This is a genomic window from Marinobacter sp. MDS2 (assembly GCF_030718085.1).
Classification (GTDB): Bacteria; Pseudomonadota; Gammaproteobacteria; order Pseudomonadales; family Oleiphilaceae; genus Marinobacter.
Window position 1 is genome coordinate 1,494,152 of the sequence record NZ_JAVAJF010000001.1, and the last position, 21,453, is coordinate 1,515,604.

The following is a 21,453-nucleotide window of genomic DNA, read 5'->3' on the forward strand; positions in this document are numbered from 1 at the left end:
AGCTAAATTCCGTAAGGCCTTCAATGACCAACAAAACCACACTGCGGATTGCCACTCTTTCTCCGGTTCGCTCGCCGATCAGTGCCAACAGCGAACACCGTGCGGCAAAGGCGTTGCAAGGTGGTTCCGGTTACTACGGTGGCAAGCGTTTGCTGCCGGCTTCGGGCGCGCTTACGTCGTTCGATTGGCCTTGGGCCAACGGCTACGGCACGCTGGCTCACGACAGCTTGCCGGTGTTCTTCCAGCCGTTTGATTGCTACGACATTGATCATTCGGCCGCTCGGGCGCGTTCGGAGAATCTGGCGCGCATTTGTAGTGACTGGAACGGCGAGATCGAGGCCAGCCAGCTGTTTCTGTACGACGACACGGTGGCACTGCTGCGGCTGGATGTCATGATCCAAGTGGACGAGGCCACGCTTGAAACGCTGATTGAATCCGGCCTGTTAGACCGTACCCTGTCGGATGCGGCGAGTGATGTTTACGGGGCGCTGATTTATCCGTGTTTTCAGGCGTATTGCTGGGAGTTTTCCGGACGCTTTGGCAAGCGCAAATCTGGCGATGAGCAACAGCTTCGCGACCCGAACAAGCTGACGGTGTTTAAAGACGTTGCGTTCAAGGAAGCAACCGCTCCCGCTAGCCATGTGCTCTGGACTGGGCGCAGTATTGTGGCCAGCCCGGAAGAGCTGGATCAGCCTCTGGGTGAGTTGTTACGCCAGTGGGCGTCTTACGCCGGTTCCCTCGACGATCTCAAACAGGCGCGCCACTATGTGGGCTCTGGCAACATTCTGGTGGTGGGTGACCAGCCGCAAGACTGCCGCGACGACTGGTTCCGGGGTTTGTCCATCTGCCAGCTTTATAACGCCATTCTGTTCATTTACGGCGCCATTCTGAAATCCAGTTATTCACAGCTCACCGATCTGTTGGACGCGAAGCGCACTCGTAACGGCGAACTGAACCGGTTGATGGCGAACATTACCGTGAGTCTGGATCACCTTGAATTTAGCCGTTTGGAGTTTAAGGAAGCCCGCGCAGGGGTGCAGGCCGACCGTGCCCGCATTGTGGAAGACACCTGCGCGGCCTGGCAGCTGGATACTCTGATCAGCAGCGCGCTGGAACGCACGGATTTGATTCGTTCACGCATCGCCCGGCTGCTGGAAGCGCGCAAATCCCGTGTGGATAAAACCGTTGAATTGATTCTGGCTGGCATCGGGGGCGTGGCGCTGGTGGAGCTGTTTCTCTCGCTCACCACCGCATCCCGCAGCCTGCCCAAAGATGATTTCCCCGGCATTCTGGATGTGTTCTTGTGGTTGCCGCCCAACGGGGCCATTGCGTTATCGTCTGCTCTGCTGGTGACGATCTTCATCTATATTTATCTGGCCAAACGCTGACTCGCCACTGATAAGGTTTTAACCATGACAGACAATGCCCGTATCCGCTTTTTGGTGCTGTTCTCAATCAGCCCGGAGAAAATGGCCGAGGTCGGCGACTTGGTGGCGGGCCAGTTGTCGCGGCGGTTTGGTGGGGCCACGGTGCTGCATTCTTCCGACAGCGCAACTTTAACCGGGTTCTGGGCTGATGATGGTCAGGCGTTCAAATCCGCCTACGAAGGCGAAATTCACAAGGAGCCGGTGATCAGCCTGATGCTGTCGGTACTGCCGGAAGATGAAGAAGAAGCCTACAGCCAAATTAAGGCCACGTTGGCACAGGCGGCGAAACGCTTTGCGCTGGATTGCCGCCACGTGCATGTGGAAACCCTGCGCGCCTCGGCACGGCATTTTGATCTTCAGGCCGAGGCTTAATACCGGCTTCCCCGCCGGCCCGATATTGTACCCAAGCCGGTGGGCTGCAATAATCCACTGTCTGTTTGCGCCAAACCTCAGGCAAGGTGTGCTGTGAATTACCTTTACCAACAGCACCGCCCGCATGGCGAACACATCCACTGCTAGAACATACGGTCCCGATCGCTATGCTGCTGATGATTGATAACTACGATTCCTTCACCTACAACATTGTCCAGTATCTGGCCGAGCTGGGTACCGAGGTTCAGGTGCACCGGAACGATGAGATCACCATTGAGGAAATCGAGGCGCTGAACCCGGAACGGCTGGTGATTTCCCCCGGCCCCTGCACCCCGAACGAAGCGGGCATTTCCATGGAAGCCATTCGCCATTTTACCGGCAAGCTTCCGATTCTGGGCATTTGTCTGGGCCATCAGTCCATCGGGCAGGTGTTTGGCGGCGACACCATTCGCGCCGGGCGTGTGATGCACGGCAAGGTGTCCCCCGTTTACCACAAAGATACCGGCGTATTCCGGGGCTTGAACAACCCGCTGCAGGCCACTCGTTACCACAGTCTGGTGATTGATCAGAACACCCTGCCGGATTGCCTGGAAGTGACCGCCTGGACCCGCAACGAAGACGGCTCCATCGAAGAAATCATGGGCGTGCGCCACAAGACGTTGCCGATTGAAGGCGTTCAGTTCCACCCCGAGTCGATCATGACTGAGCAAGGCCACGAATTGCTGCGCAACTTCCTCAAATCATAAGAAAGGACACCCACGCATGGATATGAAACAAGCCCTCGACCGCATTGCCGCCAATCTGGATTTGTCCCGTGAGGAAATGAAGGATGTGATGCGCATTGTCATGAACGGCGAAGCCACCGATGCGCAGGTGGGTGCCTTTCTGATGGGGTTGCGCCTGAAAAGCGAAACCATTGACGAGATTACCGGTGCCACCGAAGTCATGCGCGAGCTGGTCACCAAAGTTGAAATCAACGCTGAGCCTCTGGTGGATATTGTGGGTACCGGCGGCGATGGCGCTAACCTGTTCAACGTATCGTCTGCGGCCTCGTTCGTGGTGGCTGCGGCCGGCGGGTTTGTGGCCAAGCACGGTAACCGGGGTGTTTCTTCCAAAAGTGGCAGTGCCGATTTGATTGAGAAAGCCGGCGTGAATCTGACCATGTCGCCGGAAGAAGTTGCCCGCTGCGTGGAACAAATCGGCGTGGGCTTCATGTTCGCCCCGTCTCACCACGGCGCGATGAAGCACGCCATTGGCCCCCGCAAAGAACTGGGTTGCCGCACCATCTTCAACATCCTCGGCCCCATGACCAACCCGGCGGGCGTAAAGCGCCAGCTGATCGGTGTGTTCACCAAGGCCCTGTGCCGCCCGATGGCGGAAGTGATGCAGCGTTTGGGTGCCGAGCACATCATGGTGGTGCACTCGAAAGACGGGCTGGATGAAATCAGCCTGGCCACCGAGACGTATGTGGCCGAACTGAAAGACGGCACCATCACCGAATACAGCATCACCCCGGAAGATCTGGGTATCAAAAGCCAGAGTCTGGTGGGCCTGACCGTGGATTCCTCTGAAGAATCCCTCAAACTGATCCGCGCCGCCTTCGGTCGTCAGCACGACGAAACCACCGAAAAAGCCCGCGACATAATTGCTTTGAACGCCGGTGCTGCGATTTACATTGCCGGGCTGGCCAACACCCCGCAGATGGGCGTTGAGATGGCGCTGGATGCCATGGGCTCCGGCCTGGCAGCGGGCAAGATGTCTGAGCTTGCTGATTTCTCCCACTGTTTCTGAGGCCGACATGACCAACAGGCACAATGACCGTACCCCCACCATTCTGCGCAAGATTGTTGACCGCAAATGGCAGGAAGTGGACGAGCGCAAACCGAAAACCTCCATTGCTGACCTAAAAGCCATGGCGGGCGATCAGCCACCGGCGCGGGGCTTTGCCGAGGCGTTGCGTTCGCGCATTGAACAGCAGCAGGCGGCGGTGATTGCCGAGATTAAAAAGGCCTCGCCCAGCAAAGGCATTCTGCGCGACCCGTTCGAGCCGGAAGCCATTGCTGAAAGCTATGAAAAAGGCGGCGCGGCCTGCTTGTCAGTCCTCACTGACCAAGACTTCTTCCAGGGCCACGAAGACTATCTGAAAGCGGCCCGAGCGGCTTGCAGCCTGCCGGTGATTCGCAAGGATTTCATGGTCGCGCCCTATCAGGTGTACGAAAGCCGCGCCATCGGAGCCGACTGCATTCTGCTGATTGCTGCCTGCCTGACCAAAGACCAGATGCAGGAACTGGAAGGCATCGCCCACGAGATCGGGCTGGATGTGCTGGTGGAAGTGCATAACGGCGAAGAGATGGACGATGCGCTGACCCTGACCACGCCACTGGTGGGCATCAACAACCGCAACCTGCACACCTTCGAGGTGTCGCTGGACACCACCTTCGACCTGTATCAGCGCATTGGTTCTGACCGTTTGGCCATTACCGAAAGCGGCATCATGACCCGCGCCGACGTGCAGACCATGACCGAACGTGGCATTTACGGCTTCCTGATTGGTGAGTCGTTCATGCGCGCACCGGAACCCGGCGAGAAGCTGCAAGAACTGTTCAGCTGATTCATCCAGCCATGGAAGCGCCATGACCAGCCCCAGCGCAGACGCTAACGACCCAATCCTGGCCGGCCCTTATTGGCCGGCCTTTTTCCGCTATGCCCTGCCCTCGGTGGCCGGGTTACTGGCGCTGACCACCGCCAGCATCGTGGATGGCATTTTCATCGGCAACTTTGCCGGGGCAGACGCACTGGCAGCGCTGAACCTGCTGATTCCCTGGTTTACCTTAATGTTCGGGCTGGCCCTGGCCTTAGCGATTGGCGGCACTGTGCGGGCCGGTCGCTATCTGGGCGAAGGCAACCAGGCTGCCGCGTCTGCTATCTTCAGCAAATGTATGACAGCAACGCTGGCGCTGGCCTTGACCGGCGCACTGGTCGGGCTGCTGTTTCACGAATCCATTTATCGATTGCTCGGGGCTTCCCCCAACGTCTTCCCGCTGATGTCCGAATACTATCTGGTAATCATCTGGGTGATAGTGGTGCAGCTGCTGACCATGGTGCTCTATTACTTTGTGCGGGTAGACGGATTCCCCGGGCTGGCCACCACTGCACTGGTGCTGGGCGCTGCCGCTAACATTGTGCTGGACGCCCTGTTGGTGGGGTATCTGGATTACGGCCTGCGCGGTGCCGCCATCGCCACGGGGCTGGCCCAGTTGCTGCAGTTTGCGGTGCTAGCGCTGTATTTCTACAAACCGGCGCGAAAGCTGGTGTTCCGGCTGCGGCAACAGAATTGGCGCGAAGTGGCCAAGGCCTTCGCCAACGGTGTGTCTGAGTGGATCAACGAGATGTCGGTCGGCTTGGTGATGCTGTTGATCAACTGGCTGTTGATAACCTCTCAGGGCTTGGCTGGCGTGGCGGCATTCACCGTGGTGAATTACCTGATCTTCCTCAGCCTGATGGTGTTTTACGGCATTTCAGACGCCATGCATGTGTTGATCAGCCGCAATCTGGGGGCAGGCAATGCCGAACGCATCCGCCGGTTCATGGGCTGCGGGGCCACGGTGATTCTGACATTGGCGCTGACGCTGGTGGGCACGGTCTGGCTATTTGGCAATGATGTGGTTCGGCTGTTCCTCGATACCTCGGCGGACCCGGCCACGGCGCAACTAGCCGACCAGTATCTCGCCATCCTCTGGCCGCTGTTTCTGGTGAACGGCATTAACGTACTGCTGTCGGTGTACCTCACCGCCACCCACCAACCCCTGCCTTCTGCAATGGTGGCCTTCTCGCGGAGCCTAGTGTTACCGGCTCTGCTGCTGGTGGGCATCGCCCGCTTTGCACCGGACTGGCCACTGCTACTGGCGCTGCCGATGGCCGAGTGGCTGACCTTCGGCCTCGCGCTGGCACTGTTTGTTCGCTTTCGGCCTCAGCGTTTGGTCGCATCCAGCACGGCCTAAAGCCAAATGTAAAAGATGTAAATACATTTCAATTGCGGATAATTCTCATTTAGATTGACTCCAAATTCTGACTTTGGAGTGCCGACATGGGACCGTCCGCCCGCGCGATTGCCGAACAGGCCAGCCTTCAGGCTTTTCTTCATGGTTATCTTCAGGAAATCGACCCCGGCCAGTGGCGAGAGAACACAGAATCAGCGCGCACGCCCGGCCACTGGATCTGCGAGCTGTCGCTTGAGAGCCAGCGCTCCCGCCTTGCCATCGACATTCTTTACCGCTCCGATCTGGGCCGGCACCGCTACGGCAAACTACACCAGTGGCTGAACGGGCGTTATTGCTGGGCCGAGATTGAGCCCTTTCAGGCCATGTGCCTGCTGGTGCGGGAACTCTATGCTCGCTCCGCAGGCATGGTGCCAGAGCTTCGCAAACTGCGGGAGCTGGAGCTGCTGCACCGGCTGACCGACAGCTACGGGGTGATGACCCGCTACATTGCCAAACGCCGCCACGACCCGCACCTTTACCTGAACCGCTTTCTTGAGAGCGAACAATCCTTGCTGTTCGGCCACGCCAGCCACCCGACCCCGAAAAGCCGGCAAGGCATGTCGGAATGGCAGCAAGACGCGTACGCCCCGGAACTGACAGGCCGGTTTCAGCTGCACTACTTCATGGTGCACGAATCCTGCGTGCTGGAAGATTCCGCAACAGCCGTGCCCGCCAGCGCAATGTCGGAGCTTCTGATTAACGGCAGCCAGGCCTCGCTGAACCTGCCCGATAACTACGTTCTGCTACCGGGCCACCCGCTGCAAGCTCAGTGGTTATTACTGCAACCGGCGGTACAAAGCGCCATTGAAGACGGTGTAATTCTTCCCCTTGGGGCGCTGGGGCCGGAGTTCGCTGCAACGTCTTCCGTGCGGACGTTATACAGCGAGCAAGCCGACTGGATGCTGAAGTTCTCCATTCCGGTCAAAGTGACCAACTCGTTGCGGGTGAACAAGGTGCCCGAGCTGCGCGCTGGCGTAGTCATGGCCCGGCTGCTGGCGCAAACCGGTTTTGCCGAAAGCGAGCCTAGGTTCCGTATCCTGCAGGATCCCGCCTACTTAACGGTGAATCTGCCCGGGCAGGCCGAAAGCGGCTTTGAAGTGATTTTCCGGGAAAACCCGTTCATCAAGGGGCAAGAGCACGATGTGGTCAGCATTGCCGCTCTGACGCAAGATCCGCTGCCGGGGCGCAACTCCCGTTTACTAAGCCTGATTGAAGGCGTGGCACTGAATGAAAACCGCAGCCTGGCGGCGGTCAGTCAGGACTGGTTCCAGCATTACCTTGCCTGCGCCATTGCACCGGCTCTTCGCCTGTATGACGAGCACGGCGTTGCGCTGGAAGCCCACCAACAGAACAGCCTTCTTGATTTAAGGGGCGGGTACCCGGACACCTATTATTATCGGGACAACCAAGGCTACTACCTGTCGGAAAGCAGACGTGCAACGCTGACCGAACTTTGCCCGGACGTTAACCACACCCCGGAACTGTTCTATCGGGACGCGATGATTCGCGACCGTTTTTGCTATTACCTGATTGTGAACCAACTGTTCTCGGTGATCGCACGTTTTGGTGCAGACGGGCTGGTTTCAGAAGCGGCGCTGCTGCGGCAATTACGAGGCTTTCTACAGACGGAACTTGCGCGCCTTGATGGCCCGGCCCGGCCGTTGGTGGCCATGTTGCTGGAAGACAGTTGTTTGCCCTACAAAGGCAATCTGCTGACCCGTGTGCACGATGTCGATGAGTTGAACGCCGAGCTGGAAATGGCGGTGTATACCAGCATCCCCAACCCGCTGTGCCGCCGTGTGCAATCGGTACTACCCAACCAGCTACGCAAACAAGCCGTTGAGGTGCACCATGGCGCTGCGTAACCCGGTTGCCGAGGCGGCTCTGGTACCTGCGCTGGCGGAAACACCCCGGCAACGGGTGCTTCGGCAATTGCTGGAAGCCTTGCTGTTTGAAGGCTTGGTGCCCTGCTACAAAACCGATTCCCGCAGCGGCAGCTGGCAGTGGCTGGATTTTCCTGTGGGCACCTTGCAGGCGCGTTGCCGAGGCCGGGTCAGGGGCTTCAGCCGCGTTCGCCTCGACATCGAATCCCTGAGTTTCAGCCGCCGCCAGCGCCCGGTGGCGGTGGACTTGCCTGAACTTATTCAGGAGCTGCCCGGTTCCCGCTCACAGCACCAGCAACTGCTCGAAGAGCTGAATGCGACCATCGCCAACGAGGAGCAACTGCGAAACAGCCACCAAACCCGCACGCTGAACGATCGACGTTCCCTGCACGGCGAAGCGCTGGATCGGGCCATTCATGAGGGGCACCCCTATCATCCGTGTTTCAAAAGCCGACTGGGGTTTGGCGCCGACGATTTAATGCGCTACAGCCCGGAAACCAGCACCGGCTTCCGGCTGCACTGGGTGGCCGTACCCCGCCGCTATCTGGACAGCCAGCTGCCCGCGTCAGACCTGGCGTTCTGGCAGGCTGAGCTGGGCGAGGAAACGGCGTTTCTGCTGCGCGCGGCGTTTCATCGAGTGGGCATTGATTGGCAAGCCTACGGTGCAATGCCTATGCACCCCTGGCAATGGCGACACCTCAGTACGGGGCCGCTGGCCAAACAGCTGGGGGATGTCGATATTCGCGATCTCGGGCCATTGGGCGACCGCTACCAGCCCAGCCAGTCCTTGCGTTCGTTATTCAACATGAACCGCCCCGGCCAGGCCTGCCTCAAACTGCCATTGGGCATTCACAACACCTCGTCCCGCCGGCATCTGGAGCCGCATTCCGTGCCCTCGGCACCCGCCATCAGCCGCTGGCTGGAAGCGATTGTTGAATCCGACCCAAGGCTCTCGCGGGATTACCCGCTGCGGCTGTTGCCGGAGTACGCCAGCCTGAGTTTCATCGCGCAACCCGGCACACTGCCCGGGCAACATCCGCTTGAAGGTGAGCTGGCCGCCATTTGGCGCACCAGCCTCAGAGCCCGGCTGAACGAGGACGAACAAGCGATACCGCTAAATGCGCTGTTTCAATGGCAGCCCGACGGCCAGCCGTTCATTGAGTCTTGGATCGAGCGGTACGGCCTTGAACCTTGGCTGAACGCCACACTTTCGGCCCTGATTCTGCCGGTCTGGCACATGCTGGCCGCTCACGGCGTTGGCTTGGAAGCCCATGCTCAAAACAGCCTGTTGGTGATGCGCCAAGGCTGGCCCAACGCGCTCTTGTTGCGGGATTTTCACGACAGCGTGGAATACGCCCGCAACTACCTGGCAGCCGCCACGCCAGAGCCGGACTTGGGCGAACGCCAAGCTGCTTACGACCAGGCACCGGATGATCTGTATTACCGGATGTCCGGCCCCGAAGCCCTGCGGGAGCTGGCTGTGGACACTCTGTTCATCTACAACCTGAGCGAACTGGCGCTGCTGCTCGAAGACGCTTACGGGTTTGCAGAAACCCGGTTCTGGGCGCAGGTGCGCACGCTGCTGGACCAATACGCCCAGCAACACCCCGAGCTTCAGCGCCGTCTGTCGCGGCTTGGCTGGGACCAGCCACGGCTGAAAACCGAATCCTTATTAACCCAAAAATTGCAGCCGGACACCGGGAATGTGAGCCATTGGGTTCCCAATCCTTTGGCCATCACCCCGACCGGTTTCACGACTTCTTTCACCGATCACCAGCAAGCGAGGTTATCGTGACCACTCCTCTGTTTTATGTTGATAACACCCCGTACAGCCAGGACGATTGCGACCGCATTGTGTCGCCACTGGTCGGCTCTGGGCCGTTTCAGAATCCGGCGAGCTGCCGATTGGCGGTTTGCCTGCAAGACACCGCCCACTGGCTGGCCCTGTGCCTTTGGCTGAAACCGCTGGGTGCCAGCGTGCTGCCTATTCATCCCGGCACGCCCCTACAAGCGGCACAAACGTTGGCAAAAGACACCGGCTGCAGCCATTTGCTGTTCGGGGACAACCTGCGCGATGCCGCTCCCGAAGCCCTCGAAGCACTCACAAATCCGGCCAAAGGCAACGGGGGCGAGTTGATTCAACTCAGCTCGGGCACCACCGGCAAGCCCAAGACCATTGCCCGCTCGTGGCGGGATATCGACCGGGAACTCACCGCCTACGTTGACCATTTCACCGAGGCCCAGCCACTCACCCCGGTGGTGGCCTGTCCGGTCACCCATTCCTACGGTTTGATCTGTGGCGTGTTGGCGGCACTAGAGCGAGGCGCGACACCCCATGTGGTGACCAACCTGAACCCCCGATTCATTTTGTCGCAGCTGCGCTCGGTGCCGGAGCACCTGCTGTACGCTTCCCCCACACTGGTCAGCCTGTTGATCCGGATATTGCCGCCAAGCGAAACGCTGCATACCGTGATGCTGTCCGGCGCGCCTTTGCCCGCCCCGGTGTTAAACCAGCTTCGGGACCGTTGCCAACGGCTGTGCCAGCAATACGGCTGCTCGGAAGCCGGCTGTGTTGCACTCACCCCGGATGTGACCAAACCCGGCTTGTTGGGCACTCCACTGCCCCATGTCTCGCTGGATGCGGGCACCTCCGCAGAGCAGCCGGACGACGTGCTGATTACCATCAAAGGCAGTGGCCAGCAGATTAATACCCGGGATTTGGGTTATTTCGATGCCCATGGCCAATTGCACTTTCTGGCGCGCACCGACGACACCATCAACGTGGCGGGTATCAACGTATACCCCGGCGCAGTCGAAGACGTGTACCTGAGATACCCGGGCATTCGCGAAGCGGTGGCGTACAAACAAGCCGACAGCTTTGCCGGCGAACGGGTGTGCCTACGTTTCGTGGCCGATGCCGTACTGGATATCGACCAGCTCAAACAATGGAGCCGTGAACACCTGTCGCCCCATCAGGTGCCCGCCTTCATCGAGCAGGTGGAAACCATTCCGCGCCTGCCCAACGGTAAGGTCAGCCGCCGCCTGTTAAGCGAAGCGCCCGCCCACACGCTCGCTGCGGAGGTGCCGGCATGAGCGCCAACCGCCATGCCGCCATCAAGGCGGTTCTTCAGCAGCATCTGCCCAATGCGCGGCTCTCCGCTTTCGCGGGCAGTGCCCGTCTGAACGCTGACCTGGCCATCGATTCGATCATGTTGCTGCAATTGATTGTGCATCTGGAACTGGAACACGGCTTCAATCTGCCGGAAGAAACCTTGCTGACGCAGGAGCTCGAAACCGTGGATGATCTGGCCCGGCTGCTGGTTGCCAATGACCAGAAGGAGCCGTCGCTGTGATCAAGGTGCACTGTTTTGTCAGTTGCGTGTGCGAGATCATCAAACGCACCCCCGGGGTGGACCACCGCCCGTTTTACTTCGGAGTCTGGGATGCCGATTTTTCGGTGAACGATCAAATGGAGCTGTCGTATCACTCGCCCCACACCCGACATAACGAATTCCGCGATTGGTACAAGCTGTTATACGGCATCAGCATTGAACCTTGGTACAACCATAAGGCAGACAAAGACACCAACATCCGGACGCTGGTCTCGCTGGTGGAAAACCGGCCCTCGGATCGACAAGTGATGGTGATGCTTGATCTGTACCGTCTGCCCGAGCGGGAGAACAAGTTTCACCAGAATCCGTTTCCGCACTACGTGATGCTGGAAACCACCGACAACCCCGATGAATGGTTCATGTCTGACCCGGATTTTCGGTGGGAAGGGGTTTTGCCGAAAGATCGGATTCTGGATTCGGTGCGGTCTCCGGCCGCAGCTGGCGGCTTCTATTTTGACGGTTTGAACATACGCCACACGCCGGCTGAAACCGTGGCCGCCTACTTCGCGCAATGCATGAAGACCGACCACAACCCGTTCACCGATGCCCTGCGGCGCATCCTTCGCGCTCACACCGGGCCGGACGCCAGCCAGCCACTGGCAAACCTGCCCCATGCCTTTCGGGAAATTCCGGTGATGGCGATTCGCAAATACGCCTTCGAGCACGCCTTCGCCTGGCTGCTGGAAGATCAGGGCAAACAAGCAGAAGGCGCGCCCTGGTTTGAAGCGGTGTGTGAAGACATTGAACGGCTGGTGAAAACCTACACGCAAATCCAGTTTCGCGCTTTGAAGCTGGTGATGTCTGGCGACAGCGCCTTACTGGCGAGCGTTGAGCAGCTGCTGGATGAGCAGGATGAGCGAGAGTTCGCCATCAAGACGCGCCTGCTGGGATTATTCGACGACTGGCAGCGTTACCGCAACATCGGCGTTCCGAGGCCCGATACCGAACAAGCCCCATTGGAGGTGCTGTGATGATCCGTTTTCACCTGTGTACCATTTCGTTCCGGCATTATCTGGTGTCGTTACCGGAGCTGGCCGACTGGGCCAAACGCAACGACTTCGACGGTATTGAACTCTGGGCCGTGCACGCGCGCCATCTGGACCGGCAGCCCGCCTTGGATGGCCACTGGATAGAACGCCAAGGGCTGCGCATTCCCATGGTCAGCGATTACCTGCCGCTGGATGGCAGTGAGGCGGAAGCGCTTCGCAAAACCCGCGAGGCCTGTCGATTGGCAAAGCGTTGGCACGCAAACAAGGTGCGCACCTTTGCGGGGCCATTAGGCAGCGACGAGGTTTCACCCAGCCAGCGCCAGGCTATGACCCGGCGGTTAAAAACACTGACCCAATGCGTGGCTGATGAAGGCTTGTCGCTGATGCTGGAAACCCACCCGGGCACATTGGCAGACACCGTGGGCTCTACCCTCGAATTGCTGAGCGACATTGACCACTCGGCCCTGGGGATTAATTTTGATGTACTGCACGTTTGGGAATCCGGTGCGAACCCTTTGATTGCCCTGAAGCAGCTGGCACCTTGGGTACACCATTGTCACTTCAAGAATATTCAACAACACAGCCAGCTGGGTGTGTTTGCCCCCGCCAATGTGTATTCACCGGCGGGCACCCGTGAGGGCATGGTACCGGTTTTGGAAGGTGCCTGTGATTACGGGCCGATACTGGCGGAACTGGGCGTTTGGCAATCGGAAGGCATCGATATGGATGTGTCTTTGGAATGGTTTGGCGCAGACAGCTACCGGGTGCTGAACAGCGATCTCCGCCAGCTCCGTAAGGTGCTGGCGGAGCAATGCACTCAGCCTCAAGCGGTCGCGGGGTTCCACTGAACCTCAGCCACCTCATCGCCGGCAAAGCGGATGAGGTGGGACGCCACTACCTGCCCCAGCTCTTCTAATTCTTCTACCGTCGGGGACTGGCATTCAAGCGCCAGCGCCCCGTTTAGGGTGTTCAACCGGCACTCTCCGATGGAGAAGGTGAGCAACCCGTTGGTTTCGCTCCACTCGGCTTCGATCTTGTGGCTGAAATGTTTGCACAAGCGGTTAATCAAACGGCTCGGGTTTTCAGTGGATACTTGAGCGTTCATAAACGGCATAACAATCTCCTCGGTTTCAGCGAACACTGGCGGGCAAGGGGCGATCCGCCAGCACAATGGGTTGGCCCTGCGAGCAGCGTTCAATACGGGCTTCAATGCCGTAGGTACGTGCCAGCAAGTCTGGCGTTAACACCTGTTCCGGCGTGCCGAGTTCAGCCTGACCGCCGGGCGACAACACCAGCACCTGATCGCAATAACGCAACGCCAGGTTGAGGTCGTGGCACGCCACCAGCGCCACCGACTGTTCGCGGTTGGTGGCATCGCGCACGGCGTTGAGCACGTTCAATTGCCAGTGCAAATCCAGCGCACTGGTAGGTTCGTCCAGCAGCATCAAGGGTGTCTGGCGCACCAATACCTGTGCCAGGCCCACCATTTGCCGCTGGCCACCCGACATTTCCGACAGCCGCCGCAGGGCGAGCTGACGGATGCCCAGCGTATCGAACACATTTTCAATGGCTTGTTCGGTCTGTTCGCGAGTCCAGTCACCCCGCGCAGAACGGCACGCACTGAACACGGTTTCGTAGGCCACCAGCGGAATGGCTTGCGGCAACGGCTGAGGCAGATAGCCGATTCGGCGGGTGCGCTGGTGCGAACTCAGTGCCGCCAGATTCTCCCCGGCAAAGGTCATGTCACCGGAAATTGGCAGTAAACCGGCAATGGATTTCAGCAGGGTGGATTTGCCCACTGCGTTCGGCCCGATCACCGCCACCAGAGCACCCGCCGGTATTTCCGGCAGGGACAGGTCGTTGAATACGGTTCGATTTCGGTAGCCGGCAGTTACTGATTGCAGTTTCAGTGTCACAACGCGACCCTCCGGCTGCGGCCAATAATCAGCAGGATAAACAAGGGAATGCCCACCAGCGCGGTGACGATGCCCACCGGCAGTACCACACCCGGCACCAGCAGTTTGCTGGCGATAGAGGACAACGACAGCAACACCGCTCCGGCCAGGGCACTGCCGGGAAGCAGGAAGCGGTGATCTTCACCCAGCATCAACCGGGCGATGTGCGGCGCTACCAAGCCGATAAAGCCGATTTCGCCGACAAAACACATGGCGGCGGCGGTCAGCAGGCTGACTCGCATCAATACCGTAAGTCGCAGCCGCTCAACACGAATCCCCAAGCTCCGCGCCTGCTCTTCGCCACTGCGCAAAAGCGTCATGGCCCAGGCGTTGCGCAGCGAAAACGGTACGCAGACCACCAGCACCGCGGCGACGATCATGACTTTATCCAGACTCGCACGGGCCAGACTGCCCATGGTCCAGAACACGATTTGCTGTACCGATTCAGCGTCTGCGACAAACTGGATCAAGCCCACCACGGCGTTAATGCCAAACAGCAAGGCAATGCCGAACAACACCACCGCATGGACCGACGCGCCCAGAGTGCGCGACAGAATCAGAATCAGCAAAGACGCCACCGCAGCAAAGACAAACGCCGACAACGGCAGCAATACGTGGGCCGCCAGCCCCAAAAAAGAGATGTTGAAGGCAATCACCAAAGACGCGCCCAGCGTAGCCGCCGCGCCCACGCCCAGGGTGAACGGGCTGGCCAGCGGGTTGTTCAACACCGTTTGCATTTCGGCACCGGCAAGGCCCAAACAAGCGCCCACCACCACGGCCATCAAGGCATAGGGCAATCGAATGTCTTCAATAATCACCCGGGTACCGGCATCGATACGCTCCGGGTTCAGCAAACCGTGAATCACGTCGCCAAGGCCCAACATGGAGGGCCCGCTGGCGATGTCCACCAACAAGGCGATCACCGCAATCACAGCCAAGGCCGTCAGACACACTACCCGCCGCAAGACAAAACGGCGGTACTGGGAGGCCAGCGAGCCTCCCGGGGCGGAGTTATCCACAGCGCTGCTTGTCGATGGGAACATGGCACTCATTGGGCAGTCTCCTGAGTGCTGATCCAATAAACCCCATCCAGCTCGACCGGCTGAAAGCGTTGGTAGAATTCCGCCAGCGTCGCCTCCGGGTTTATATCGGCGAAGGCATCCGGGTGAAACCATCGGGCCAGCGCCTGAACGGCGACAACGTTCATCGGGGTGTTGTAAAAATGGTGCCAGATCGCCATGGCCTGCCCCTCACGGATGGGCTTTACCGCGCGCAACCCGGGCCGGTTAGTGGCCTGCGCCAACGACGCTCTGGCCATACCCGCATCGATACCAGCACCGAGCATGACGTAACTGTAGTCAGCATCAGAGCGGGCGTAGTTGCGCGACCCGATGGCCGTGGCCACGTAGTAATCCGGCGGGTTGCTGATCAGGTATTCCAGATTCAATACTCCACTGACCCCGGGCACCTTGTCCCGAGCAATGTTGCGCGCGCCAGCCGCTTTCAGGAAATGCCCCATCATGCCTTCGACCATGGTTTCGCAGCAGCTGTCGTGAAGCCCCAACCGGCTGTGCAGGAACACGGTGGGTCTATCCGGTTCCGGAATCTGCTCAACCACGTTGGTGACGCTCATCAGCTGTTCGCGATAGAACTGATTGAAGGTTTGCGCCTGCTCTTGCCGACCAAGCACTACACCCAGCAACGCCATGCTTTTCGGCGTATTCACCAAGGGGTTCTGACGGAAGTCGATGAACACCACGGCAATGCCCGCCCGCTGCAGCTGCTCGATCAGCTGGCCGTTATGGGCCCCGGGGCCGTGTCCCTCCAGGCTGAAGATGGCGAGATCCGCGCCCATGGCAAGCACGCTTTCCAAACTGAAGCTGTCGGCGGAGGTGTGGCCAACACGCGGAACATCTGCCAGTTCCGGGAAGGCTTTCAGATATTGGGCGTAACCGCCCGGGTCGGTCATTTCGAAATCGGGCAACATGCCAGCCAGACGCTCGGGCAAGGCATCCCCCTCCAGAATGGCAAGGGCGGGAATGTAGCGGCTTTCGCCCAGCACAATGCGGTTGACCTCATCGGGAAGCTCAACCGAACGCCCGGCCAGATCGGTCACCGTGCGGGCCGCCAACGAGAGGTCGGCCCACAAACAGAAAAGGCCGCCCAAAAGGGCGGCTAATACTCGGGTGCGTAACATTAGGGGCCTCAGAAACGCATGGCCAAGCCAAGGCGAATATCTCGGCCCGGTGCGGGTAATCCAACCACTCCTTCATAACCGGCAATATGCTCATAGTCGGCATTGCTGGCATGGTCGAGGTATTGATTGTCGCCTACATTCTTGACCGCCAAGGTCAGGCGCAGATCTTCGTTGCCGGTGGGCAACCAGTTTACGAACAGGTCGTGCACGCCGTAGCCCGGCTTGTCGATGGTGCCCACAGACGTTTCCAGATTATCGATGCCCTGAACAAACTGGCCCTGCCAGCCAAACTCCAGATTGCGGTTCAAGCGGTACGCAAGGTCGGCCACCCAGGTGTCACCGATGGTGTTACCCAGCAGGTTATGCTCGTACACAGTCAATGGCTGGCCATCCACTTCGGCATCGTTGCTATGGAAACTCAAACCTGCGCTCAGAGCATTCCACTGGTAGCCGGCGGAGATGCGGTAGCCGTCGGACTCCAGGTCACCGATATTCTCGTAAATGGCCGGTCCGAATAGCGCATCCGCGATGGCATCTTTTACTTCAGAACGATACACCTCAGCCGACAGGCTGAAGTTCTGATACACGTAATCGAAGCCGACTTCGGTGTTTTTCGCCTTCTCACCTTTCAGGTCCGGGTCGTTCTGGCCCCGGTCAATCTTGAACGCATCGTGAGGCATGGGGCCGCGGAACGCTTCGGCATAGCCTGCTTTCAGGGTCAGGCCATCTAGCACATGCCAAGCCAGACTGGCGTTCGGGCTTACAGCATCTTCGCTGAACTTCTGGTCATTGTTGTCACGCAGGTTGTAGTCGTCGTAGCGGGCACCGGTGCTGAGCAGCAATTGCTGAGTGAGCCACAGGTCGGCTTGCAGATAAACGCCCAGCACATCACCAGTTTCCTCTTCAGCGCGCTTATCGGATTCACCGCCGGCATTGATCCTGTCTTCCCGATAATCGACACCGTAGGTCACGCTGTGGCTGCCTAGCTGGCTGGTGTTACGCAGGTCGCCACCGATGCTGCGGCTGAAGCCGTAGTAACGCCCCCAGCGATCTTCTACGTTCTGTTCAATTTCCGACTCGGTTTGGTACAGGGTGAATTCAGCATCCACCCAAGGATTGCCTTCGGGCGCAACCGCGTAATTCAACGTGGTGGTGTCCCGGCGACCGTCCAGATCGTAGAGTTTGTTGAAGCTGCTCACTACCCACTGCGGACGCTGTGGGCGCTCACCCTCATCGGTGCGCACTTCGTGGCTCAGGCGCAGGGTTTGGCCGTTGCCAAAATGGCCCACCAGTTTAGCCATACCCATTTGCTGGCGTGCATCGGTACCCGGGACTTCGTCGCCGTTGCCATCTTCATAGCGTTCGTGATCGCTCTGACTGACCGATACCAAGGTGCTCCACTGATCATTCAGACGACCGAAAATCGTGGAGTTCACGCTGTAACCTTTGGTGTTCGAGAAGGAACCCAGTTTTACCAGAGCGCCTACGTCTTCACCCTCACGCAACAGATCTTCAGGGTCTTTGGTTACAAAGCGAATGGCACCACCCAGCGCACCCGAACCCGCTGTGGCTTTGCCGGCGCCGGTATCGACTTCTACCCGCTTCAGCAAATCGGGATCAACCGCCACTCGGCCGGTGTGGTGGAACAACACGCCTGCCTGAGTGGCGCCATCCACGCTGACGTTCAACAGCGGGTCTTCAAAACCACGCACGTAGACTTTCTGGGCCACGCCCACTGAACCGCCGACACTCACTTCGGGCTCGCCGGCGAATACGTCTTCAAGATCGTCAGCCTGGAATCGTTCAATGGCTTGGGCATCTACAACCGAGTCTGCGTTGTTTACGCGCTCGGCGGTTACCTCAATAGCATCCAGGGTGACGGGTTCAGCATGAGCCAATGGCGCGGCTAAAAGCGCCAGCCAGAGCGCACTGCGGCGGAACTGCTTGGGTTGTGCAAGCGGGGATGAAACTGCCATAACGACCACACTCCATTATGATAACCATTCGTATTTGGCATGCATTCTCGATAACTTGTGTCGCTAAGGGAACCGGTTTTACATTTGTTACATCTTTGTCGTGAACCACTGCCGCAATCCGGCTTACAAGAAGCAATAGCCTTTGCCATGGACCGTTTGCAGCCGATCGCCCGCCACGCCAGCTTCCATCAGCTTGCGGCGAATGCGGCTCAGGTGCATATCCAGACTGCGGTCGTATCGGCTGAACTCTTTTTCAAGCACAACTTGGTAAAGGTAGGGTTTGCTCAGGGGCTCTCGTTGGTGCAGCACTAGAATCCAGAGTAAACGGAATTGAATGGGGGTCAGGCTGACCGGGCGCTCCTGGTAGAGCACTTCCATCGTTTGACGGTCTAGCCGCAACTCGCCCACCGCTAGGCTCGGCGGTTCGGCGCGGTGGTCCAGAGCCCCCCGGGTGCGCCGCAGCAGGGCTTCCATTCTCAGAAACAGTTCCGTGAATTTGAATGGCTTGGGCAAGCAGTCGTCCGCACCCTGTTGATAACCGAGAATGCGCTCGTCTTCGGAGCCATCGTTGGTCAGCATCATGACCGGTGTCTGGCAGGTTTTCCGAAGCCTTTCCAGCACTTCGAAACCGTTCATGGTTGGCAGGACCACATCCAGCAGAATCATATCCAACCGCTGCCCCAGCGCGGCCACCAACGCTTGATCGCCTTGGTGGCTTTGCAGCACTCGATACCCGCGGGAAGTCAGCTGGCTGGCCAGTTGCTCACTCAGGTGCGGGTCGTCTTCAGCAATCAGGATCTTGGGGGTGTTGTTGGCAGGCACGGCCATCTACTGACATCCACTATCAAATGATAATGAATATCATACGCAGCGCCGACACCTGCCTCAAGTGTCGTGGTAAGTCACTCGTTTTCGGACAAGGCTTCCTGCAGTAAGGCCAGCAGATGCGGCGGCAGGTTGCCCGCCAGCTGCAACGCCGCCTCATGGCCCCGCGGGGTCATTTTGGCCCAGGTACGGCGGACAATGGTGAGCCACTTGTCTTTATCGTAATCCGGATTTTCTTCGTAGAACTGGGCGAAGTAACGCTCCAAAAACACCATGCAAGCTACATCTTCCAGCAACTGGGTGTCTGGATCGTTGCGCAATTCCCGCTTGGTGAGAATGGTTTCTACCCGCTCGCACTCTTCCTGAGGATAACCACACTCGGCCATGATTTCCGCAGCGCGTCGACCATGCATGCGACCGCACGCCTGTCGCCACTGGTAGTAATTCTTCCGACCTTCCCCGAAATCCTTTCTCGGGATGGTCCAGCGTTCGATGTGCTGAGCGCGGCAGGCAATCTGCATCCGCTCGGAAGGCTCCGCTTCCAGAGCAAACAACCAACGCGTCATGTGCAGGCTGTAGGCGTATTCCTTGGGTAGGCTCGCTCCTTCGACCTGCTCAATATTGGGATCGGCCCGATTAGCCCGATCGATGGCCTCGAGGGCCTGCGTTAGCTTTGTGTGTTGCGTCATTGTTGATCCTTATAACAAGCGGATGCCGCCGCCAAGAGCTTAGGCCTGCGCTGACGGCCGCGCCTTGATGCGGTCGTACCAGGCCTGCAGGTTGGTTTGCTCCGGCGTGGGGCGGATGTTCACCACGCGGGCGAAAGCTACGGTGGTGAAGGCGTTGATGTCGGCGGCGGTAAATTTATCGCAGCAAACGTATTCTTTGCCTTCAAGGTGCTTGTCCAGGAAATGCATGAACTTTTCCACACCCTGCCCGCACTCTTCACCCCACTCCTTGATAGGGTTCATGCGATCTTTGAAATACCCGGTGGTGTGCTGGAAACACATGCCAGTGGGCATAAAGAAGTAGAAATCAATCCAGCGCAGCCATTGCTCGATCTGGGCTTTCTCCAATGCGCTTTCACCCAGCAGTTTCGGCGCGTCGGGGTAGTTCTCTTCAAAGAAACGGCAAATGGCCATGGTTTCTGCCAGGCAAGTGCCGTCGTCCAGTTCCATCACGGGAACTTTTTTCATTGGGTTCCGCGCTTTGAATTCCGGCGTCAGGTTTTCACCTTTTTCGATGTCCACCTGCACGAACTCGGCTTTGTCCAGCAAGCCTTTTTCGGCCATAAAAATGCGGACGCGACGCGGGTTGGGTGCACTTTTCGTTTCGAAGATTTTCATGTTGTTGTTACCTTCGGTTTAGGGGTTTTCGGTATCCGATTTGAACGCCTTGATGGTGTCACCGGATTGCGTTTCCAGCAACAGCTCGCCGTGGCGACCGATGTGACCGGACACCACGTCCGACATCAGTGTCAGGAACTTCTGTTCCTGATTCATCAGGGATTCGTGGCACGCCATCATGGTGCTGCCCATCTGGCTGAAGGTCAGGTTCTCACCGGTCAAAGAATAGCTGCCCATGTAGCGGTTACAAGAAGCGCGACCAGAAATCCGGCCTTCATCGTGGAAGCGAATCGTCATCATGGATCGGTCAATAATGCCGTCTCCGGCCAGATCTTCCACTATCCATTCCGCACCCTGGAACAATCTCTCGCGGTCGCCGCCACACCCTTCAAATGTGTTGCCATCTACGGTCAGGCGAACCTGCGCCGGGTATTGGGCTCCCGACATGGGGTTTTCGCACAACTGGTGTGCGACAGACACTTCAATGTCGCGGTCATCAACCTTGCCTTCGTAGACTCGTCCGTGGCGATTGGCAACGGTTTCTCGCAGCCACACACCTTCCAGAACGTCGCCATCGTAGGGCAGGGTCAGGTCCATCCGGTTATTCTCGATCTCGGCAGACCAATTGGGCTCTGTGCCCATGGCCTTGAAGGAGGATTCGATTGCACCCGGCTCCAGGCACTCGGGCAAGGCGTTGCCCTTCAAGGTGAGTGTGGCGCGCTCGCCCTTAGCCCAGAACCGAGTCTGGGTGTCGCCCGGCGCTACGTAAAGTGCGCCTTCGTCGGTCGGGGAAGGCTTCAGCAGCACACGTCGGTTCAGGTATTCAATGCCTAGGAGGCCACTTTCTTCCACTCCGGCAACCTTCAAGTCTAGCTGGCCGCACTGGTAAACCCCATAGTCCGACAAACTTTTCACCTCGGGCTTGGTGGCACACGCTGATACGGCTACACCTGCCACAACAACGGCAGATACGGAAAGGGCGCGACGTAACAACATAAAGACATCCTCTGACATGACAGACTGTAGCAAGCTAGTTTAGTGATTCCCGGCG

General features: G+C 58.6%; 21 protein-coding genes. 12 read left to right on the plus strand and 9 right to left on the minus strand.

Annotated elements, in window-relative coordinates; all coding sequences use genetic code 11:
* The first annotated feature begins 23 nt into the window (after positions 1–23).
* The 12 genes from Q9245_RS07125 (at position 24) to Q9245_RS07180 (ending at position 12,951) form a co-directional block, all read left to right on the plus strand.
* On the plus strand, positions 24–1,388 hold the full coding sequence (locus Q9245_RS07125; RefSeq protein WP_305896475.1) for a hypothetical protein: 1,365 nt from the start codon (positions 24–26) through the stop codon (positions 1,386–1,388).
* A gap of 24 nt (positions 1,389–1,412) precedes the next feature.
* Entirely contained in the window at positions 1,413–1,799 is a 387-nt protein-coding gene (locus Q9245_RS07130; protein ID WP_305896476.1) for a hypothetical protein, read from the plus strand.
* Positions 1,800–1,966: 167 nt separating this feature from the next.
* Positions 1,967–2,545 (plus strand): aminodeoxychorismate/anthranilate synthase component II, encoded by a 579-nt coding sequence (locus Q9245_RS07135; protein WP_305896477.1) that lies wholly within the window; start codon positions 1,967–1,969, stop codon positions 2,543–2,545.
* A gap of 16 nt (positions 2,546–2,561) precedes the next feature.
* Positions 2,562–3,590 carry an anthranilate phosphoribosyltransferase gene (trpD, locus tag Q9245_RS07140; protein WP_305896478.1) on the plus strand — a complete coding sequence of 343 codons (1,029 nt, stop codon included), beginning with the start codon at positions 2,562–2,564 and terminating at the stop codon, positions 3,588–3,590.
* A gap of 7 nt (positions 3,591–3,597) precedes the next feature.
* Positions 3,598–4,410, plus strand: a complete 813-nt coding sequence (gene trpC / locus Q9245_RS07145; RefSeq protein WP_305896479.1) for an indole-3-glycerol phosphate synthase TrpC — start codon at positions 3,598–3,600, stop codon at positions 4,408–4,410.
* A 22-nt stretch (positions 4,411–4,432) separates the two neighbouring features.
* Entirely contained in the window at positions 4,433–5,800 is a 1,368-nt protein-coding gene (locus tag Q9245_RS07150) for an MATE family efflux transporter (RefSeq protein ID WP_305896480.1), read from the plus strand.
* A gap of 86 nt (positions 5,801–5,886) precedes the next feature.
* Complete coding sequence (locus Q9245_RS07155) at positions 5,887–7,704, plus strand: IucA/IucC family siderophore biosynthesis protein (protein ID WP_305896481.1); 1,818 nt, start codon at positions 5,887–5,889, stop codon at positions 7,702–7,704.
* A complete protein-coding gene (locus tag Q9245_RS07160; RefSeq protein ID WP_305896482.1) occupies positions 7,691–9,517 on the plus strand; it encodes an IucA/IucC family siderophore biosynthesis protein in 1,827 nt (608 codons plus the stop codon). Before Q9245_RS07155 ends, Q9245_RS07160 begins: the two co-directional genes overlap by 14 nt.
* Entirely contained in the window at positions 9,514–10,815 is a 1,302-nt protein-coding gene (locus Q9245_RS07165; RefSeq protein WP_305896483.1) for an AMP-binding protein, read from the plus strand. Before Q9245_RS07160 ends, Q9245_RS07165 begins: the two co-directional genes overlap by 4 nt.
* Complete coding sequence (locus Q9245_RS07170) at positions 10,812–11,075, plus strand: phosphopantetheine-binding protein (RefSeq protein ID WP_305896484.1); 264 nt, start codon at positions 10,812–10,814, stop codon at positions 11,073–11,075. The genes Q9245_RS07165 and Q9245_RS07170 overlap by 4 nt, the downstream gene beginning before the upstream one ends.
* On the plus strand, positions 11,072–12,085 hold the full coding sequence (locus Q9245_RS07175; RefSeq protein WP_305896485.1) for a DUF6005 family protein: 1,014 nt from the start codon (positions 11,072–11,074) through the stop codon (positions 12,083–12,085). Before Q9245_RS07170 ends, Q9245_RS07175 begins: the two co-directional genes overlap by 4 nt.
* The gene (locus tag Q9245_RS07180) at positions 12,085–12,951 is read left to right on the plus strand and encodes a sugar phosphate isomerase/epimerase (protein WP_305896486.1); all 867 of its coding nucleotides are present in this window, start codon (positions 12,085–12,087) and stop codon (positions 12,949–12,951) included. Before Q9245_RS07175 ends, Q9245_RS07180 begins: the two co-directional genes overlap by 1 nt.
* On the opposite strand, the gene Q9245_RS07185 is transcribed toward Q9245_RS07180, so the two are convergent.
* The 9 genes from Q9245_RS07185 to Q9245_RS07225 form a co-directional block, all read right to left on the minus strand.
* Entirely contained in the window at positions 12,927–13,217 is a 291-nt protein-coding gene (locus Q9245_RS07185) for a DUF2218 domain-containing protein (RefSeq protein ID WP_305896487.1), read from the minus strand. The two genes, Q9245_RS07180 and Q9245_RS07185, sit on opposite strands and share 25 nt — an antisense overlap.
* A gap of 16 nt (positions 13,218–13,233) precedes the next feature.
* On the minus strand, positions 13,234–14,019 hold the full coding sequence (locus Q9245_RS07190) for an ABC transporter ATP-binding protein (protein WP_305896488.1): 786 nt from the start codon (positions 14,017–14,019) through the stop codon (positions 13,234–13,236).
* Positions 14,016–15,101 (minus strand): FecCD family ABC transporter permease, encoded by a 1,086-nt coding sequence (locus Q9245_RS07195; protein WP_371824806.1) that lies wholly within the window; start codon positions 15,099–15,101, stop codon positions 14,016–14,018. The genes Q9245_RS07190 and Q9245_RS07195 overlap by 4 nt, the downstream gene beginning before the upstream one ends.
* Positions 15,102–15,106: 5 nt before the next feature.
* Entirely contained in the window at positions 15,107–16,255 is a 1,149-nt protein-coding gene (locus Q9245_RS07200; protein WP_305896490.1) for an ABC transporter substrate-binding protein, read from the minus strand.
* An 8-nt stretch (positions 16,256–16,263) separates the two neighbouring features.
* On the minus strand, positions 16,264–18,231 hold the full coding sequence (locus Q9245_RS07205; RefSeq protein WP_305896491.1) for a TonB-dependent receptor domain-containing protein: 1,968 nt from the start codon (positions 18,229–18,231) through the stop codon (positions 16,264–16,266).
* Between the two features lie 123 nt (positions 18,232–18,354).
* Positions 18,355–19,059, minus strand: a complete 705-nt coding sequence (locus tag Q9245_RS07210; RefSeq protein ID WP_305896492.1) for a response regulator transcription factor — start codon at positions 19,057–19,059, stop codon at positions 18,355–18,357.
* A 74-nt stretch (positions 19,060–19,133) separates the two neighbouring features.
* Positions 19,134–19,745 (minus strand): DUF4202 domain-containing protein, encoded by a 612-nt coding sequence (locus Q9245_RS07215; RefSeq protein ID WP_305896493.1) that lies wholly within the window; start codon positions 19,743–19,745, stop codon positions 19,134–19,136.
* A gap of 39 nt (positions 19,746–19,784) precedes the next feature.
* The gene (locus Q9245_RS07220; RefSeq protein WP_305896494.1) at positions 19,785–20,402 is read right to left on the minus strand and encodes a glutathione S-transferase family protein; all 618 of its coding nucleotides are present in this window, start codon (positions 20,400–20,402) and stop codon (positions 19,785–19,787) included.
* 18 nt (positions 20,403–20,420) lie between these two features.
* Positions 20,421–21,398, minus strand: a complete 978-nt coding sequence (locus Q9245_RS07225; protein WP_305896495.1) for an META domain-containing protein — start codon at positions 21,396–21,398, stop codon at positions 20,421–20,423.
* Positions 21,399–21,453 lie beyond the last annotated feature (55 nt).

Coding starts and splice junctions, on each gene's coding strand:
- trpC (WP_305896479.1), top strand. CDS start 3,598: ATGACCAACAGGCACAATGACCGTACCCCCACCATTCTGCGCAAGATT.
- Q9245_RS07180 (WP_305896486.1), top strand. CDS start 12,085: ATGATCCGTTTTCACCTGTGTACCATTTCGTTCCGGCATTATCTGGTG.
- Q9245_RS07225 (WP_305896495.1), bottom strand. CDS start 21,398: ATGTTGTTACGTCGCGCCCTTTCCGTATCTGCCGTTGTTGTGGCAGGT.
- Q9245_RS07220 (WP_305896494.1), bottom strand. CDS start 20,402: ATGAAAATCTTCGAAACGAAAAGTGCACCCAACCCGCGTCGCGTCCGC.
- Q9245_RS07215 (WP_305896493.1), bottom strand. CDS start 19,745: ATGACGCAACACACAAAGCTAACGCAGGCCCTCGAGGCCATCGATCGG.
- Q9245_RS07135 (WP_305896477.1), top strand. CDS start 1,967: ATGCTGCTGATGATTGATAACTACGATTCCTTCACCTACAACATTGTC.
- trpD (WP_305896478.1), top strand. CDS start 2,562: ATGGATATGAAACAAGCCCTCGACCGCATTGCCGCCAATCTGGATTTG.
- Q9245_RS07195 (WP_371824806.1), bottom strand. CDS start 15,101: ATGTTCCCATCGACAAGCAGCGCTGTGGATAACTCCGCCCCGGGAGGC.
- Q9245_RS07155 (WP_305896481.1), top strand. CDS start 5,887: ATGGGACCGTCCGCCCGCGCGATTGCCGAACAGGCCAGCCTTCAGGCT.
- Q9245_RS07170 (WP_305896484.1), top strand. CDS start 10,812: ATGAGCGCCAACCGCCATGCCGCCATCAAGGCGGTTCTTCAGCAGCAT.
- Q9245_RS07130 (WP_305896476.1), top strand. CDS start 1,413: ATGACAGACAATGCCCGTATCCGCTTTTTGGTGCTGTTCTCAATCAGC.
- Q9245_RS07150 (WP_305896480.1), top strand. CDS start 4,433: ATGACCAGCCCCAGCGCAGACGCTAACGACCCAATCCTGGCCGGCCCT.
- Q9245_RS07160 (WP_305896482.1), top strand. CDS start 7,691: ATGGCGCTGCGTAACCCGGTTGCCGAGGCGGCTCTGGTACCTGCGCTG.
- Q9245_RS07185 (WP_305896487.1), bottom strand. CDS start 13,217: ATGCCGTTTATGAACGCTCAAGTATCCACTGAAAACCCGAGCCGTTTG.
- Q9245_RS07200 (WP_305896490.1), bottom strand. CDS start 16,255: ATGTTACGCACCCGAGTATTAGCCGCCCTTTTGGGCGGCCTTTTCTGT.
- Q9245_RS07210 (WP_305896492.1), bottom strand. CDS start 19,059: ATGGCCGTGCCTGCCAACAACACCCCCAAGATCCTGATTGCTGAAGAC.
- Q9245_RS07205 (WP_305896491.1), bottom strand. CDS start 18,231: ATGGCAGTTTCATCCCCGCTTGCACAACCCAAGCAGTTCCGCCGCAGT.
- Q9245_RS07125 (WP_305896475.1), top strand. CDS start 24: ATGACCAACAAAACCACACTGCGGATTGCCACTCTTTCTCCGGTTCGC.